The sequence below is a fragment of the Stenotrophomonas sp. genome, assembly GCF_032056425.1.
In the GTDB taxonomy this organism is placed as follows: domain Bacteria; phylum Pseudomonadota; class Gammaproteobacteria; order Xanthomonadales; family Xanthomonadaceae; genus Stenotrophomonas.
The window spans coordinates 71,185-86,619 of record NZ_DAMBCN010000021.1 but is presented as its reverse complement, the minus strand read 5'-3'; the positions used below and the strand labels follow the sequence as shown (position 1 = coordinate 86,619).

Here is a 15,435-nt window from a genome sequence, read left to right as displayed (position 1 = left end):
TCGTAGAGTCGAGCTTGCTCGACTGCTGTTGGCAGAAGCAGTCGAGCAAGCTCGACTCTACGATGCCGGCCATCCGGCCATCCGGCCATCCGTCATCCGGCCATCCGTCATCCGTCATCGCCCGGTCATGCGGGCAATCCACGAACGCCCGGATCAATCAACGCCGGCATCAGGTAGCGCCGGGCCATGCCCGGCGAGCGCAGCGGCCAGATCCTCCAGCCCCTCCCGGTACGTCTCAAACATCGGCGCCCACCCCAGCGCCGCGCGCGTACCGTGGCTGTCGATGCGCTTGTTGCTGGCGTAGAAGCGCCGCAGCGTCGCGCTCACCGCCGGGTCATCCCAGGCCACTGCCGGTGGCAGCGTGAATCCACCCAGCTGCGCAGCAAATGCCAGCACATCCTGGGGTGGCGCCGGTTCGTCATCGGCAGGCAAGTACAGGCCATCCCGCGTGGGCCGCTGCATCGCCGCGATGACCACCGCGGCCAGATCTTCCACATGCAGGCGGTTGAACACCAACCCCGGGCGCACCACATGGCGGGCACGCCCCTGCGCCAGCTGCAGCAGCGCATTGCGTCCAGGACCATACAGGCCCGGCAGCCGGAACACCGCCGAATCGATGCCGCGCTCCTTTGCCACCGCCTGCCATTGCGCCTCCGCGCGCAGACGCTGCACACCGGTGGCCTCGGTGCTGTCGGCCACGCTGTGCGCATCCACCCAGCCACCGCCGCGGTCGGCATACACCGAGGTGGACGACAGATAGCCCACCCAGCGCAGCGCCGGGCTGGCCAGCAGCGCTGGCTGCAGCAGGCGCAGCGCCGGATCGCCTTCCGCATCGGGCGGTACGCTGCAGAGCACGGCCTGCGCCTGCGCAACGGCCTCCAGCAGGTCTGGCGACGGGATTGCGTCGGCACGCAGTGCGAACCGCCGTACCCCATCATCCGGCGCGGCAGCGGGATCGCGCACCGTGCCCGCCACCGGCACCCCCTGCGCCTGCAGGCGGGTGGCCAGCACACGCGCGCTCCAGCCCAGGCCCAGGATCAGCACCGGCCCGGGCAGCGCCGTGTTCACGGCGCGCGCTGTGCCTGGTAGGCCTGCAGGCTGCTGTAGGCGACCTGCAGCAGCAACGCTTCCTGGTCGGCAGCACGTGCACGGGCCAGCATGTCACCGACGATCTGCGCGGCCTCGACCTGCTGGCCGGCCTCCAGATCGCGCAGCATCGAGGCTTTCAGTGCCGAACCAGCCTGGGTCAGAGTGCTGCGCGCAACGTCCTGCGCATCGTCGGGAATCGCTTCGCCGGCCGCTTCGGCCACGGCCAGGCACTCGTCGTACAGGCCGCGCACGATCGCCTCGCCATCATCGGTGGCCACGATCGTGCCGATGTCCGCGCGCAGCAGGCAGGTTGCGGCGGCCAGTGCGGTCAGGAAGGTGTATTTGATCCATTGCTCCTGGCCGATCTGGCCGCTGGCCAGGTGGTCCACGCCCGCCTGCACGCAGGCGGCAGCGAAGGCCTGCACGCGCGGCGACAGCGCGCCGCCGTCACGTTCGCCGAAGGTCAGCTTGGCCGGCCTGCCCAGGTGCAGCACCGCGCCGTCGGCGGCCTTGGTGGCACTGATGAAGCACAGCCCGCCCAGTACCGCCTCGCGGCCGAAGCGTGCATCCAGCGCGCCGTAGTGGTGCAGCCCATTGAGGATCGGCAGCACGGTGGTCGCAGGGCCCACAGCCGGGGCGATGGCATCGATCGAACTGTCCAGGTCGTAGGCCTTGCAGCTGAGGATGACCAGGTCGAAGGGCTGCTGCGCGGCAAGCGCGGGCAGGGCGTCGGCAGTGACGTGCTGCACCGGGAAGCTGGCATCGCCTACGGGGCTGCGGATGACCAGGCCATCGCGGTCCAGCTGGCTGGCGCGGGTCGGGCGGACCAGGAAGGTTACGTCCACGCCGGCCTGCGCGAGGCGGCCGCCGAAGTAACCGCCGGTACCACCGGCGCCGAGAATCAGGATGCGCATTGCACGTTCACCGTTTTCTGGGGGAGTGTCGTCCAGTGATTGTGCCGGAGATCATGGGCAAAAAAGAGCCGGGCATTTGCCCGGCTCTACAGGTTTCCGCCTCATCCACGCATGGCGTGGATCTACTGGCCCCGGCCAACTGTCGAATGCGGGGTGGTGTGGGTTTGCAGGACCGCAGGCCCTGCAGGCGACCCTCAGCTGCGCATGCCTACGCCGCGGCGCAGCAGCCACAGTGCAAGGGCGGTCAGCACCACCACGAACCCGATCATCAGGGCGTAGGCCACCCACACCGGCACGTCGCTGCTGCCCAGCAGGCCGTAGCGGAACGCGTTGACCATGTAGAAGATCGGGTTGGCATGGGTGGCCGCCTCGGCCCAGGTCGGCAGCAGCTTCACCGAATAGAACACGCCGCCCAGGTAGGTCAGCGGGGTCAGGATGAAGGTCGGCACGATCGCCACGTCATCGAACTTCTTGGCATACACCGCGTTGATGAAACCGGCCAGCGAGAAGATCGTCGCGCCCAGCACCACGGTGCTCAGCGTCACCAGCGGGTGCGGGATGCGCACCGGGGTGAAGAACATGGCGATGATCAGCACGATCACACCGACCATCAGGCCGCGCAGCACTGCACCGGCCACGTAGCCCCACAGGATCACCCAGTTCGGCATCGGGCTGACCAGCAGCTCTTCCACGTGGCGGCCGAACTTGGCGCCGAAGAACGAGGAGCTGATGTTGCCGTAGCTGTTCTGGATCACGCTCATCATCACCAGGCCCGGCACGATGAACTCCATGTAGCTGTAGTCGCCCATGTCGCCCACCCGCGAGCCGATCAGGCGGCCGAAGATGAGGAAGTACAGGGTCATGGTGATCGCAGGCGGCACCAGGGTCTGGCCCCAGATGCGCAGGATGCGCGCGACTTCCCGGCGCACGATGGTCATCAGCGCGATGCGGTTGCGCTGGCCGTCGGTCAGCTCGGTGGTGCTCATGCAGACGTCTCCAGGTTGCCGGTGAGGCGCACGAACAGCTCCTCCAGGCGGTTGCTCTTGGTGCGCATCGAACGTACGCGGATGCCAGCCTCGTTCAGCGTGGCGAACACGCGGTTGAGGTCCATGGCGCGCGGCATGTCGATGTCCAGCGTGTGCGCATCGGGCGCGGTCAGGGTCGCGCCTTCGATCACCGGAAGCTGCGCCGGCAGGTCGCCGTCGATGTCCAGCAGGAAGCCTTCCACATCAAGTTTGGCCAGCAGGGCGCGCATCGGGCCCTGCTCCACGATCTGGCCGTGGTTGATGATGGCCAGGTTGCGGCACAGGTATTCGGCTTCTTCCAGGTAGTGGGTGGTCAGGATGATCGTGGTGCCGGCGGCATTGATCTCCTTCAGCACCCGCCACATGTCACGGCGGATCTCGATATCCACGCCGGCGGTGGGCTCATCCAGGATCAGCAGGCGCGGGCGGGTCATCATCGCGCGGGCGATCATCAGCCGGCGCTTCATGCCACCGGACAGGGTGCGGCTCATCACCTGCGCCTTTTCCCACAGGTGCGCACGCTTCAGCTCCTCTTCGGCGCGCTGCTCCGCTTCTTCGCGGGGCACGCCGTAGAAGCCGGCGTAGTTCACCAGGATGTCGAAGGGCTTCTCGAACAGGTTGAAATTGATTTCCTGCGGCACCAGGCCGATCAGGCGCATGGTGGCGCTGCGGTTCTGCACCAGGTCGCTGCCGAACACCTCCACCTTGCCCTGGCTCAGGTTGACCAGGGAGCTGATGATGCCGATCAGGGTGGACTTGCCGGCGCCATTGGGGCCAAGCAGGGCGAAGAAATCGCCGGGGGCGACTTCCAGCGAGACCCCTTTCAGGGCCTGGGTGCCGTTGTCGTAGGTCTTGCGCAGGTCGCGCACGCGCAGGGCGGGCGCCGTTTCGTTCAGGGAAGCCAAGCTTGCAGCCTTCGCGCCCATGGGCTGGCGCAGGAGAGGGGCGGGGAGGGTCTATTATAGAAGACCCCGAGGGCTTGCCCCGGCTACACACTGTCCCGAAAAGTCGTGCCTGTCCAATTCCCCATCAAGCTGGTCGGCCGCCGCATGCTGGCGCCGACCATCGGCCACTACCAGTTCGTGCGTGATGACGGCCAGCCGCTGGATTTCCAGCCCGGCCAGTTCATCCAGGTCCATTTCGCCTACGCCGACGGCACCGAAACCAAGCGCAGCTACTCGCTGGCAACCCTCCATGACCACGCCCTGGGCCCCGGCGAAGCGGTCGACATCGCCGTCAGCTTCGTGCCCGGCGGCGCCGCCACGGCCCTGTTCGAGGCGCTGGACATCGGCGGCCAGGTCAGCGCGTCCGGCCCGTATGGCCGCTTCTGCCTGCAGCCCGGCGACCACAACGCCCGTTACGTGCTGATCGCCACTGGCACCGGCGTCACCCCGTACCGGTCGATGCTGCCGCTGCTGGCAACGGCCATGGCCGAACGCGGCGTGGAGGTGGTGCTGCTGCAGGGTGCGCGCAGCCCCGGCGAGCTGCTGTACAGCGATGACTTCTACAGCTTCGCCGAAAAGCACCCGAACTTCCGCTATGTGCCGTGCCTGTCGCGCGAACTGCCGGCCGAGCCGCACCCGGACGTGCACCACGGCTACGTGCAGCAGGCCCTGGCCGGCATCCAGCTGGACCCGGCCACCGACATCGCCTACCTGTGCGGCAACCCGGACATGGTCGATGCCTGCGCCGAGGCGCTGAAAGAAGCGGGACTCGGCAATCCGCAGATCCGCCGCGAGAAGTACGTCAGCAGCAAGTAGGCAGGCTAGATGGCCGGCGGCAGCGGCCGGGGCACAACCTCGACCGAGGCCTCCGTAGTGCCGGCAAGGCCTGCCATGTCCACCACCAGGTGCCAGGTGCCGCCCGATGGAATGGTCAGGTGGAACGGGGACGTCTTCACCAGGCCGCCATGGTAGTGGTGGCGGCCCCCTCTCTGGAAACTGGAAAAGTTGCTTGGGGTCATGAGACGGACGTTGGCCGCCCTGGTCAGCGTGATCCGCAGGACATCGCCTGCTCTCAGATTGCCAAGGTCCCATTTCAGAAAATTCATGTGGTGTGTTCCTTCGTGTCTGGACAGCCGGCCATCGCAGCGGCGACGGCCGGCGCGTTCGCGCTGCCCTCGGCGGCAGCGCGCTCAATCAAGGTTCAGTACGGAATCCAGGCATCCCGCCACGCCGAGCCAACCCCGGGCCGGTACGGTTCGGCGTTGATGTTGCACCACGCGCCTTCCGGGAACGGGCGGCAGGCATACAGCTTGCCGTCGCTGCCCTTCACCACGGTCTGCCCCGGCACATAGCTGCCGATGCCCGCCGGATACACGTAGTCGTAGTCGCCGCCAGGCGGGTTCACCGGATCAGGCACCCTGGTATCCAGCTGGAAGCGATGCCCCGGGCCCAGGTACACGCGGTTCTCGGTCGCCGAGGCCACGGGCGTGATCACGCCATCGCGCAGGATGCCCACGCGCGCCTGTGCGGCACTTGCATTGACCTTGCGCGCCAGTACCAGCGGCCACTGCTCAGGCGCGATCTGGCCACTGGCCAGCACCACGTCCACGCGCTCAACATCGTTGCCGGCCGCGTTGAACACGCGCAGCGAGACCGTGGTGCCCACCTCCAGCGCGCCGCGTGCGGTCACCGCACCGGCATCCTGCCACTGCGGCGGCGGGGCCACGTCACCGCCCTCGAACCGCACGTCGGCACAGGTGTAGAACGCTTCCTGCGAATCCGAGCGCTGCCAGGTGTTGTAGATCACGTGTTGGCCACTGCGCTTGGGCAGCGGGCAGTCCAGCTTGTACACGCCACCTTCCGACAGCGGCACGTTGCCCAGGGTGCAGAACGCTTCCAGGTCTGACCAGTGCAGGCCGTCGCTGGCCTTCCAGCCATCGCGGGTGACATAGAACTTCCACTCGCGGGTGGCGTGCGGCGCCGGCGCCAGGAATTCGAAGGTATAGCGGCCATTGGCATCGGCCCGGATCGGTGATGTCGTCCAGTCGCTGCGGTCCAGGTCCAGGCCCCGGTACTTGCTGTTGCCGCCGCTGCACAGCTGGCCATCGGGCACGACCGCCTGATGGTTGCCATTGGCGTTGGCCTGGTTGATGCCGGCCCAGTCGTAGAACGGCTGCGCACCGCCCACGGCCTTGGCGGCGGCGCAGGCCGGGTTGGTCGGGTTTTCCGGGTTGCCCTGGTAGCAGGCGTAGATGCGGCTCATCGGCTTGGACAGCGTGCCGTGTGCCTGCGCGCTGCCGGGCAGGAAGATCCCTGCGGACAGCGTCGCGGTGACGGCGAGCAGGAGGCGCGGCTGCATGTGGGGCGTCCTTTGACGTGTGAATGAGCGGGTAGTCTCGGAACCGGGCGCCGTATCGACCATACAAGAATTCCTAGAAGTGCAGGAATGCGAACGCGTTAACCGTTTCCATGCGAGCTTTGCCACAACGTCCCTGCGCTGCGGGCCCGGGTGCGACCACGCCTGCATCCACGGCGTCGCCAGTACGCGCGGATCACCGGTCTGGCCCGGGCGCCCGTTGAAGCCGATGCTGCGCTGTACGGGGCAAAGGCCGAACGTCATGACCGCCGGCTGTCCACTGCCGGAAGGGTCCAGCGCAATTGCCCATCGCCGCCAGCACCGTGCCCGTGTAAGTTGTTCCCCTGCAGTTGGTCACATCCGCCGCGACCGCCCGTCGTGGTCGACAGGAACGTCCTCCAGGGGAAACACGCACGATGCAAAAGCACCTACTTGTACTGGCCGGGGTACTGGCCAGCCTGCTTGCCGCCGGCTGCAGCGCGCCGCCTTCCGCCGGCACCGCCGATGGCGGCGACAGTCCCAGCCGCCGTTATGGACAGATTGATTTTCGTCCCTGCACGCTGTCCACCGTGGGCACCAGCGCCAACGTGGAAGCGCAGTGCGCCACCTTCAAGGTGCCCGAGAACCGCGCCAACCCGGCCGGGCGCAGCATCGACCTGCGCATCGCCCTGCTGGAAGCGGGCAACAGCGGTGTCGGTGAACCGGATCCGGTGTTCTTCCTGGCCGGTGGCCCGGGACAGGCCGCCAGCGAGGTGGCTGTCATTGTCGACACCGCCCTGCGCCAGGTGCGCAAGCAGCGCGACATCTTCCTGATCGACCAGCGCGGCACCGGCGGTTCCAACCCGCTCAGCTGCCTGGGTGCCGATGGCAAGGAACTGCAGCTGGACGAAGACGCTGCGCCCACCGAAGCGGTGATGCGTGACTTCGCCACGCAGTGCCTGGCCTCGCTGAAGGGCCGTGCCGACCCGCGCTTCTACACCACCACCGAGGCCATCGCCGACCTGGACGCCGTGCGCCAGGCGCTGGGCGCGGAAAAGCTGAACCTGGTGGGCGGCTCGTATGGCACGCGCGTGGCCCAGCGCTATGCCATGGCCTACCCGCAGCACACCCGCAGCATCGTCATTGACGGCGTGGTGCCCAACGACCTGGTGGTCGGCGGCGAGTTCGCCAAGACCTTCGACAACGCCATCACCCTGCAGTCGGCGCAGTGCCGCAAGGATGCCGCCTGCAGCAAGCGCTTCCCGGTGGATACCCGCGAACAGCTGCGCAGCGTGGCCGACACCCTGCGCCGTGCGCCGGTCACCGTGGATTACCGCGACCCCGGCACCAATGCGCCGCGCCAGGACGTGCTGTCGCCGGACAGCGTGGTCGGCCTGGCGTTCGCCTTCTCCTACGTGCCCGAATATTCCTCGCTGCTGCCGCTGGTGCTGGATGAAGCGGCGCAGGGCCGTTACGCGCCGCTGGCCTCGCTGGTACGCGGTGCCACCCGCAGCATGGATTTCCAGATCAACCGTGGCATGCAGTGGTCGGTGATCTGCAGCGAAGACGCGCCGCGCTTCCAGGCGCCGCCGGAAAGTGATGACGCCCTGTTCGGTGCCGAGGCCGCACGCGCCTTCTTCGCTGCATGCCCGGTGTGGCCGCACCAGCCGGCGCCGGCCGCCACCACGGCCGCGCTGAAGGGCGACCTGCCGGTGCTGCTGCTGTCCGGCGAACTGGACCCGGTGACTCCACCGCGTTACGCCGACCAGGTGGTCAAGGGCCTGGCCAACGGTCGCGCCCTGGTCGCCCGCGGCCAGGGCCACGGCACGCTCAGCGCCGGCTGCATGCCGCGCCTGCTCGGCCAGTTCATCGACACCACCGACGCCAAGGCGCTCGATGCCAGCTGCCTGGACACGCTGAGCTACGTGCCGGCATTCACCTCGTTCAACGGATGGGCCCCATGATCGTCGCCGAGAACCTGCACAAGGGTTTCGACACCCGCACCGGCCGCATCCAGGCCGTGGCCAACGTCGGCTTCACCGCTGCTGATGGCCGCATCACCGGTCTGCTGGGCCCCAACGGCGCCGGCAAGACCACCACCATGCGCATGCTGTACACGCTGATGACCCCCGACCAGGGCCGCATCACCGTCGATGGCATCGATGCGGCGCGCGACCCGGTACAAGTGCGCCGCCACCTGGGCGTGCTGCCCGATGCCCGCGGCGTCTACAAGCGGCTGACCGCGCGCGAGAACATCGCCTACTTCGGCGAACTGCACGGCCTCTCAGCGCAGCAGATCCGCGAGCGCACCGAGGTGCTGTCGCATGCGCTGGACATGGGCGACATCCTGGACCGGCAGACCGATGGCTTCTCGCAGGGCCAGCGCACCAAGACCGCCATCGCGCGCGCGCTGGTGCACGACCCGCGCAACGTCATCCTGGACGAACCCACCAACGGCCTGGACGTGATGACCACCCGCGCACTGCGTCGGTTCCTGCTGGGCCTGCGCGAAGAAGGGCGCTGCGTCATCCTGTCCAGCCACATCATGCAGGAGGTGGGCGCGCTGTGTGACCACATCGTCATCATCGCCAAGGGCACCGTGATGGCCGCCGGCAGCAGCGATGAACTGCGTGCACAGGCGGGCGAAACCAATCTGGAAGATGCGTTCGTGAAACTGATCGGCAGCGAAGAGGGCCTGCACGCATGAGCATGATGTCGACCCTGATGACGGTGATGCGCAAGGAACTGCGCGACCTGTCGCGTGACCGCCGCACGCTGGCGCTGACCCTGCTGTTCGGGCCGCTGCTGTACCCGCTGCTGATCCTGGGCATGGGCAAGCTGTCGGAAAGCCGGGTGCGCACGCAGATTGAACAGCCACTGCAGATTCCCACCATCGGCGCCGAACACGCGCCCAACCTGGTGCGCTTCCTGGCCGCACAAGGCCTGAACGCCACCACCGCACCGGCAGACCTGGCCGAAGCCATCCGTTCGCAGGACATCGATGTCGCGCTGCGCATCAGCCCGGAATTCGGCAAGGACTGGGCCGAGGGCAAGCCCGCGCTGGTGGAGGTGATCCGTGACAGCACCCGGCGTGCGGCCGAAGTACCCAGTGCGCGGCTGCAGGCGGCGCTGGCCACCTACAACGGCCAGGTGGGTGCGCTGCGCCTGATGGCCCGTGGCGTGGACGCGCAGGTCGCCCGTCCGCTGGACGTTGCCCAGCAGGACATGGCCAGCGCCGAAGCCAAGCGCGGCATGATGCTGTCGATGCTGCTGCCGGTGCTGCTCACGCTTACCTCGTTCATCGGTGGCGCCTACCTGGTGATGGATTCCACGGCGGGTGAACGCGAGCGGCAGTCGCTGGAGCCGCTGCTGGCCACGCCCGGTTCGCGCAGCGCGATTGTCAGCGGCAAGATCGCCGCGGCCTGCGTGGTGGGCTTTGCTTCGCTGTTGCTGACCCTGGTGGCATTCAAGCTGAGCGCACAGATCGCGCCCGGCAACGTCGGCAGGCAGTTGAACATGAACATCGTGTCCATGCTGCAGATGCTGCTGGTCATGCTGCCCATGCTGTTGATCGGCACCTCACTGCTGACCTATCTGTCGGCGGCAGCCAAGAGCATGAAGGAAGCGCAGAGCCACATGACCTGGCTGGTGCTGCTGCCCATGTTGCCGGGCTACGCGTTGATGGCCTACCCGGTGAAAAGCGAGATGTGGCAGTACGCGGTGCCGTTCCTGTCGCAGAACCAGATGCTGTTGAAGGTGATCCGCCACGAGGTCATTTCGCCGTCGGTGTGGGGCATCTACCTGGCTGCCAGCCTGGGCCTGGCAGCGGTGCTGTGGTTCGCCGCCGTGCGTCGTTACCACAACGAGCGCCTCGCCGTTTCCGGCTGAGAAAAGGGGGATGGGCAAACGGTAGCGCCGGGCCATGCCCGGCGGATGTGCAGCGAGGCCCGGTCATGCCGGGCCTCATGTCAGGGTGGGGCAGGGCTGTCATCCAGCCGTTCCTGCCCTGCAACAAACAAGGCCCGGAGTGCTCCGGGCCTTGTGATGGTGTCTCACCGGGTTTGGCCCGGCGCTGCTGTGGCGCTGGTCAACCGCCCGGTGCGAACACCAGCGTGCGGCGGGTCGTGACCGGTGCACCCACCGGCTCGAAGCGCCAGCGCTTCACCGCGTTCAGTGCCTCGCGGTCGAACACGCGCGACGGCGTGGCGCGCAGCACACGTGCGTTGGTGACCGAACCGTCGGTGCCCACGGTAATCTCCACCAGCACTTCGCCGGAGGTGCCCGAGCGCAGGGCTTCGGACGGATAACGCGGGGCCGGCGTGCTGACCGGGCGCAGGCTCGGTGCCGCGGTGGCGGCGGCCTGGCGCGCGGCGGTGGCCGCCTGGGCGGCAGCCTGCTGCTGCTTCTGCTCGGCCTCGCGGCGTGCGGCAGCCTGGCGTTCGGCATCCTGGCGCTCGCTGTCACGGCGGGCGGCATCCTGCTGGGCGGCAATCTGCTTGGCCGCCTCGGCTTCCTTCACCCGCTGGTCGGCCAGGCGCTGCTGTTCCACCAGCTGCTTGGCGCGGTCCTCGGCGTCCTTCTTGACCTTGGCGGTCTCGTCTTCGGTGCGCTTGGCGGCCACCTGCACGCCCTTGGTCATGCCTTCCTTCAGGCGCGGCAGGGCGGGGGCAGACGGGTCCACCTTCTCGATCAGCGCCACCAGGCGCTGGGCTTCGCTGAAGTCCTCGCGGCCCAGGTGCTGTTCGGCGGCGATCAACGTGTACGGCAGCAGGTCGGTCAGCGCGCTCTTCACCGAGGCGTCGTCCGGCGTCTTGTCACGCAGCGCCAGGTAATACTCGATGGCGTTGTCACCGGCCGGCGCGTACATGCGGTTTTCGCGCAGGGCCTGGCTGGCGGACTCGCGCAGCTGTTCGGTGCCCATCGACTGCACCTTGGCCGCCACCGCCGGTGCGGCGGCATCGGCCGGGGCTGCGGTGGCGGGCGCGGCGGCGCCGGGTGCAGCCGCAGCGGGGGTTTCTTCCTTGCCCGAGCAGGCCGCCAGGGCCATCGCCAGGGCAACCGGCATCCACCGGCGCGCGGCAGCGATCGTAGAGACGTGCGACATCCTGCTCCCCTTTAGAAGACGAGGTTACGTAGTGCGTTTGGCTGCAGCGCCGGGATCGGGATCCGGGCGTGGTCGCTGGCGTTTCCCGACGCCAGCGCCGACTGCGGCGAGGGTGCAATCTAGCATCCCGGCCGCCATCGCGTACAAGGGCCGGTGGCGGTGGCCGGCAGCAACGCGGGCTTGCCGCCGGCCAGGCAGGCTCAGTGCGCGCCGCCCTTGCCGTGGCTGTCGGCCTTGTCGTGGCCGTTGGACATCAGCTTGTCGGTCCAGGCAATGCCGATGGCCGACAGGATGAACACGCAGTGGATGATGGTCTGCCACAGCACGCCATCCTGGGTCATGGTCGTGCAGGTGTCGGCACCGGCACCGTAGAAGCTTGTCGATGCCGACGAGGCTGCCGCCGCCCACTGTTCCGGCTTGCACAGCGGCAGGCCGCCCAGTGCGCTGGTGGCGATGAAGGTCTTCAGCAGGTGGATGGAGGAGATGCCGATGATCGCCATCGCCAGCTTCACCTTCAGCACGCTGGCGTTGACGTGGCTCAGCCATTCCGGCTGGTCCGGGTGGCCTTCCAGGCGCAGGCGCGACACGAAGGTTTCATAGCCACCCACGATCACCATCACCAGCAGGTTGGAAATCATCACCACGTCGATCAGGCCCAGCACGATCAGCATGATCTGCTGCTCGCCCATCGACACCGAATGCGAGATCAGGTGCCACAGTTCCTTGCCGAACAGGAACACGTAGACGCACTGCGCCAGGATCAGGCCCAGGTACAGGGGCAGCTGCAGCCAGCGCGAGGCGAAGATCAGCGAGGACAGCGGGGACAGGGGGCGTTGGGGGCTCATGCAGGACAGTGCGTTGCGGGGAAGCGGCGAGGTTACCGGCCCACCATGACGGTGCCAAGCCAACCAACGCACTAGACTGGCACTTTCCTGAACGACGCCGAGCCGACGCCATGATCGACCTGTATTACTGGCCCACCCCGAACGGCCATAAAGTGACCCTGCTGCTGGAAGAAACTGGACTGGACTACCGCGTTCACCCGGTCAACATCGGCGCCGGCGACCAGTTCAAGCCCGATTTCCTGGCCATTTCGCCCAACAACAAGATGCCGGCCATCGTCGACCATGCCCCGGCCGACGGCGGCGCCGCGCAGAGCGTGTTCGAATCCGGCGCGATCCTGCTGTACCTGGCCGAGAAGACCGGCCAGTTCCTGCCCACCGACCCGCGCGGGCGCATCGCGACCCTTGAATGGCTGTTCTGGCAGATGGCCGGGCTGGGCCCGATGAGCGGCCAGATGGGCCACTTCAGTGTCTACGCGCCGGAAAAGATCCCCTATGCCGTCGAGCGCTATGACAACGAAGTGCGCCGCCTGCACGGGGTGATGGACAAGCGCCTTGCCGATAACGCCTTCCTGGCGGGTGATGAATACACCATCGCCGACATGGCGAGCTACCCGTGGATCGGCGCCTACGACAAGATTCCGGTCGATTTCGCCGCCTTCCCGAACCTGAAGCGCTGGCACGAAGCCATCGCCGCACGCCCGGCCACCCAGCGCGCCTATGCGCTGAGCAAGCAGGTGAACCCCAACGCCGGCAAGCCGCTGAGCGACGAAGAGCGCAAGCAGCTGTTCGGCCAGCGCTGACGCTTGGCGATGCCGGGGTCAGATCCCTTTGCATCGCAAAGGGCTCTGACCCCCGCTGGCCATGGGCAGAAGGTCATGCTGCCTTCGCGCACCGGCTTGGTTAGGATGGACGCTGACGTTGCCCGGGATGTCCCATGCGCCACCTGTTCGCCTCGCTTGCCCTCATGATTGCCACCAGCACTGTTGCCCACGCCGAAAAGCTCACCCTGGAAGCCATCACCGGCCCGCTGCCGCTGTCCGGTCCCACGCTGATGAAGCCCAAGGTGGCCCCGGACGGGTCGCGCGTCACCTTCCTGCGCGGCAAGGACACCGACCGCAACCAGCTGGATCTGTGGAGCTACGACATCGGCAGCGGCCAGACCCGCCTGCTGGTGGATTCGAAGGTGGTGCTGCCCGGCACCGAAACCCTGAGCGATGAAGAAAAGGCGCGCCGCGAGCGGCAGCGCATCGCCGCCATGACCGGCATCGTCGATTACCAGTGGGCGCCGGACGCGCAGCGCCTGCTGTTCCCGCTGGGCGGCGAACTTTATCTGTACGACCTGAAGCAGCAGGGCGCCGCGGCCGTGCGCCAGCTCACCCACGGCGAAGGCTTCGCCACCGACGCCAAGCTGTCGCCGAAGGGCGGTTTCGTCAGCTTCATCCGCGGCCGCAACCTGTGGGTGATCGAGCTGGCCAGCGGCAAGGCCGTGCAGCTCACCCACGACGGCAGCGCGACCATCGGCAATGGCGTGGCCGAATTCGTGGCCGACGAGGAAATGGACCGCCATACCGGCTACTGGTGGGCGCCGGACGATTCGGCCATCGCCTTCGCCCGCATCGATGAAAGCCCGGTGCCGGTGCAGAAGCGCTACGAGGTCTACGCCGACCGCACCGATGTGATCGAGCAGCGTTACCCGGCTGCCGGCGATGCCAACGTGACGGTGAAGCTGGGCGTGATCGCGCCGGCCGCCGATGCCGCGCCGCGCTGGATCGATCTGGGCAAGGAACAGGACATCTACCTGGCGCGCGTGGATTGGCGCGATGGCCAGCGCCTGACCTACCAGCGCCAGTCGCGCGACCAGAAGCAGCTGGACCTGGTGGAAGTTGACCTGGCCGGCAAGGGCACGCGCACGCTGGCCCATGAAACCAGCCCGACCTGGGTGCCGCTGCACAACAGCCTGCGTTTCCTGCAGGACGGCAGCCTGCTGTGGTCGTCCGAACGCAGCGGTTTCCAGCACCTGTACCGCATTGCCAACGACGGCAGGACCACCGCACTGACCCAGGGCAACTGGCCGGTGGACGAACTGCTGGCCGTGGACGAAGCGGCGGGCAAGGTCTATTTCCGCGCCGGCATCGATTCGGCACGCGAGAGCCAGATCTACGCCGTGTCGCTGCAGGGTGGCCAGCCGCAGCGTCTGTCGCAGGCCCCGGGCATGCACAGCGCCAGCTTCGCCCGCAACGCCAGCGTGTACGTGGACACCTGGTCCAACAGCACCACCCCGCCGCAGATCGAGCTGTACCGCGCCAACGGCGAGAAGATCGCCACGCTGCTGCAGAATGATCTGGCCGACCCCAAGCACCCCTACGCGCGCTACCGCGACGCGCAGCGCCCGATCGAGTTCGGCACGCTCACCGCCGCCGACGGCAGGACCGCGCTGAACTACAGCATCATCAAGCCGGCCGGCTTCGACCCGTCCAAGCGCTACCCGGTGGCGGTGTACGTGTATGGTGGCCCGGCCAGCCAGACCGTCACCGACAGCTGGCCCGGCCGTGGCGACCACCTGTTCAACCAGTACCTCGCCCAGCAGGGCTACGTGGTGTTCTCGCTGGACAACCGCGGCACCCCGCGCCGCGGCCGTGATTTCGGCGGCGCGCTGTACGGCAAGCAGGGCACGGTGGAAGTGGCCGACCAGCTGCGCGGCGTGGCCTGGCTGAAGCAGCAGCCGTGGGTCGACCCGGCGCGCATCGGCGTGCAGGGCTGGTCCAATGGCGGCTACATGACCCTGATGCTGCTGGCCAAGGCATCGGACAGCTATGCCTGCGGCGTGGCCGGCGCACCGGTCACCGACTGGGGCCTGTACGACAGCCACTACACCGAACGCTACATGGACCTGCCCAAGCGCAACGACGCCGGGTATCGCGAAGCGCGCGTGCTGACCCACATCGATGGCCTGCGCTCGCCGCTGCTGCTGATCCACGGCATGGCCGACGACAACGTGCTGTTCACCAATTCCACCAGCCTGATGAGCGCGCTGCAGAAGCGTGGCCAGCCGTTCGAACTGATGACCTACCCGGGCGCCAAGCATGGCCTGTCCGGCGCCGATGCGCTGCACCGCTACCGCGTGGCCGAGGCCTTCCTGGAGCGCTGCCTGAAGCCCTGATCGCGACTGGGAAGGAGCC

General features: G+C 67.6%; 14 protein-coding genes. 6 read left to right on the top strand and 8 right to left on the bottom strand.

Annotation, left to right across the window (positions count from 1 at the left end; all coding sequences use genetic code 11):
- Nucleotides 1-153: 153 nt before the first annotated feature.
- The 4 genes from RTY46_RS14390 to RTY46_RS14375 form a co-directional block, all read right to left on the bottom strand.
- A complete protein-coding gene (locus RTY46_RS14390) occupies nt 154-1,068 on the bottom strand; it encodes an NAD-dependent epimerase/dehydratase family protein (RefSeq protein WP_312709184.1) in 915 nt (304 codons plus the stop codon).
- Entirely contained in the window at nt 1,065-2,003 is a 939-nt protein-coding gene (gene panE / locus RTY46_RS14385; protein ID WP_312709182.1) for a 2-dehydropantoate 2-reductase, read from the bottom strand. The genes RTY46_RS14390 and panE overlap by 4 nt, the downstream gene beginning before the upstream one ends.
- Before the next feature lie 194 nt (nt 2,004-2,197).
- A complete protein-coding gene (locus RTY46_RS14380; protein ID WP_312709180.1) occupies nt 2,198-2,989 on the bottom strand; it encodes an ABC transporter permease in 792 nt (263 codons plus the stop codon).
- Nucleotides 2,986-3,954 carry an ABC transporter ATP-binding protein gene (locus RTY46_RS14375; protein WP_312709178.1) on the bottom strand — a complete coding sequence of 323 codons (969 nt, stop codon included), beginning with the start codon at nt 3,952-3,954 and terminating at the stop codon, nt 2,986-2,988. Before RTY46_RS14375 ends, RTY46_RS14380 begins: the two co-directional genes overlap by 4 nt.
- Before the next feature lie 84 nt (nt 3,955-4,038).
- On the opposite strand from RTY46_RS14375, the gene RTY46_RS14370 reads away from it, so the two are divergent.
- Complete coding sequence (locus RTY46_RS14370; protein ID WP_312709176.1) at nt 4,039-4,788, top strand: ferredoxin--NADP reductase; 750 nt, start codon at nt 4,039-4,041, stop codon at nt 4,786-4,788.
- 5 nt (nt 4,789-4,793) lie between these two features.
- Here the strand turns inward: RTY46_RS14370 and RTY46_RS14365 are convergent, their stop codons facing one another.
- Complete coding sequence (locus RTY46_RS14365; protein ID WP_312709174.1) at nt 4,794-5,078, bottom strand: DUF1883 domain-containing protein; 285 nt, start codon at nt 5,076-5,078, stop codon at nt 4,794-4,796.
- Nucleotides 5,079-5,173: 95 nt separating this feature from the next.
- On the bottom strand, nt 5,174-6,331 hold the full coding sequence (locus RTY46_RS14360; RefSeq protein ID WP_312709172.1) for a lytic polysaccharide monooxygenase: 1,158 nt from the start codon (nt 6,329-6,331) through the stop codon (nt 5,174-5,176).
- A 413-nt stretch (nt 6,332-6,744) separates the two neighbouring features.
- Here RTY46_RS14360 and RTY46_RS14355 point away from each other — a divergent pair, with 413 nt between their 5' ends.
- From RTY46_RS14355 to RTY46_RS14345, 3 genes are read left to right on the top strand one after another with little or no spacing between them, the layout of a single operon-like run.
- Nucleotides 6,745-8,271 (top strand): alpha/beta fold hydrolase, encoded by a 1,527-nt coding sequence (locus RTY46_RS14355; RefSeq protein WP_312709170.1) that lies wholly within the window; start codon nt 6,745-6,747, stop codon nt 8,269-8,271.
- Nucleotides 8,268-9,014 (top strand): ATP-binding cassette domain-containing protein, encoded by a 747-nt coding sequence (locus tag RTY46_RS14350; RefSeq protein ID WP_312709169.1) that lies wholly within the window; start codon nt 8,268-8,270, stop codon nt 9,012-9,014. The genes RTY46_RS14355 and RTY46_RS14350 overlap by 4 nt, the downstream gene beginning before the upstream one ends.
- Nucleotides 9,011-10,195, top strand: a complete 1,185-nt coding sequence (locus RTY46_RS14345; protein ID WP_312709168.1) for an ABC transporter permease — start codon at nt 9,011-9,013, stop codon at nt 10,193-10,195. Before RTY46_RS14350 ends, RTY46_RS14345 begins: the two co-directional genes overlap by 4 nt.
- Before the next feature lie 199 nt (nt 10,196-10,394).
- On the opposite strand, the gene RTY46_RS14340 is transcribed toward RTY46_RS14345, so the two are convergent.
- Complete coding sequence (locus tag RTY46_RS14340; RefSeq protein ID WP_312709167.1) at nt 10,395-11,411, bottom strand: TonB family protein; 1,017 nt, start codon at nt 11,409-11,411, stop codon at nt 10,395-10,397.
- A 200-nt stretch (nt 11,412-11,611) separates the two neighbouring features.
- A complete protein-coding gene (locus RTY46_RS14335) occupies nt 11,612-12,256 on the bottom strand; it encodes a TIGR00645 family protein (RefSeq protein ID WP_312709165.1) in 645 nt (214 codons plus the stop codon).
- Between the two features lie 110 nt (nt 12,257-12,366).
- On the opposite strand from RTY46_RS14335, the gene RTY46_RS14330 reads away from it, so the two are divergent.
- Nucleotides 12,367-13,056: a glutathione binding-like protein gene (locus RTY46_RS14330; RefSeq protein ID WP_312709164.1), complete on the top strand. Its 690-nt coding sequence runs from the start codon at nt 12,367-12,369 to the stop codon at nt 13,054-13,056.
- 134 nt (nt 13,057-13,190) lie between these two features.
- Nucleotides 13,191-15,416 (top strand): S9 family peptidase, encoded by a 2,226-nt coding sequence (locus RTY46_RS14325; protein ID WP_312709162.1) that lies wholly within the window; start codon nt 13,191-13,193, stop codon nt 15,414-15,416.
- Nucleotides 15,417-15,435 lie beyond the last annotated feature (19 nt).

Coding starts and splice junctions, on each gene's coding strand:
- RTY46_RS14380 (WP_312709180.1), bottom strand. CDS start 2,989: ATGAGCACCACCGAGCTGACCGACGGCCAGCGCAACCGCATCGCGCTG.
- panE (WP_312709182.1), bottom strand. CDS start 2,003: ATGCGCATCCTGATTCTCGGCGCCGGTGGTACCGGCGGTTACTTCGGC.
- RTY46_RS14325 (WP_312709162.1), top strand. CDS start 13,191: ATGCGCCACCTGTTCGCCTCGCTTGCCCTCATGATTGCCACCAGCACT.
- RTY46_RS14355 (WP_312709170.1), top strand. CDS start 6,745: ATGCAAAAGCACCTACTTGTACTGGCCGGGGTACTGGCCAGCCTGCTT.
- RTY46_RS14345 (WP_312709168.1), top strand. CDS start 9,011: ATGAGCATGATGTCGACCCTGATGACGGTGATGCGCAAGGAACTGCGC.
- RTY46_RS14365 (WP_312709174.1), bottom strand. CDS start 5,078: ATGAATTTTCTGAAATGGGACCTTGGCAATCTGAGAGCAGGCGATGTC.
- RTY46_RS14335 (WP_312709165.1), bottom strand. CDS start 12,256: ATGAGCCCCCAACGCCCCCTGTCCCCGCTGTCCTCGCTGATCTTCGCC.
- RTY46_RS14360 (WP_312709172.1), bottom strand. CDS start 6,331: ATGCAGCCGCGCCTCCTGCTCGCCGTCACCGCGACGCTGTCCGCAGGG.
- RTY46_RS14340 (WP_312709167.1), bottom strand. CDS start 11,411: ATGTCGCACGTCTCTACGATCGCTGCCGCGCGCCGGTGGATGCCGGTT.
- RTY46_RS14330 (WP_312709164.1), top strand. CDS start 12,367: ATGATCGACCTGTATTACTGGCCCACCCCGAACGGCCATAAAGTGACC.
- RTY46_RS14350 (WP_312709169.1), top strand. CDS start 8,268: ATGATCGTCGCCGAGAACCTGCACAAGGGTTTCGACACCCGCACCGGC.
- RTY46_RS14375 (WP_312709178.1), bottom strand. CDS start 3,954: ATGGGCGCGAAGGCTGCAAGCTTGGCTTCCCTGAACGAAACGGCGCCC.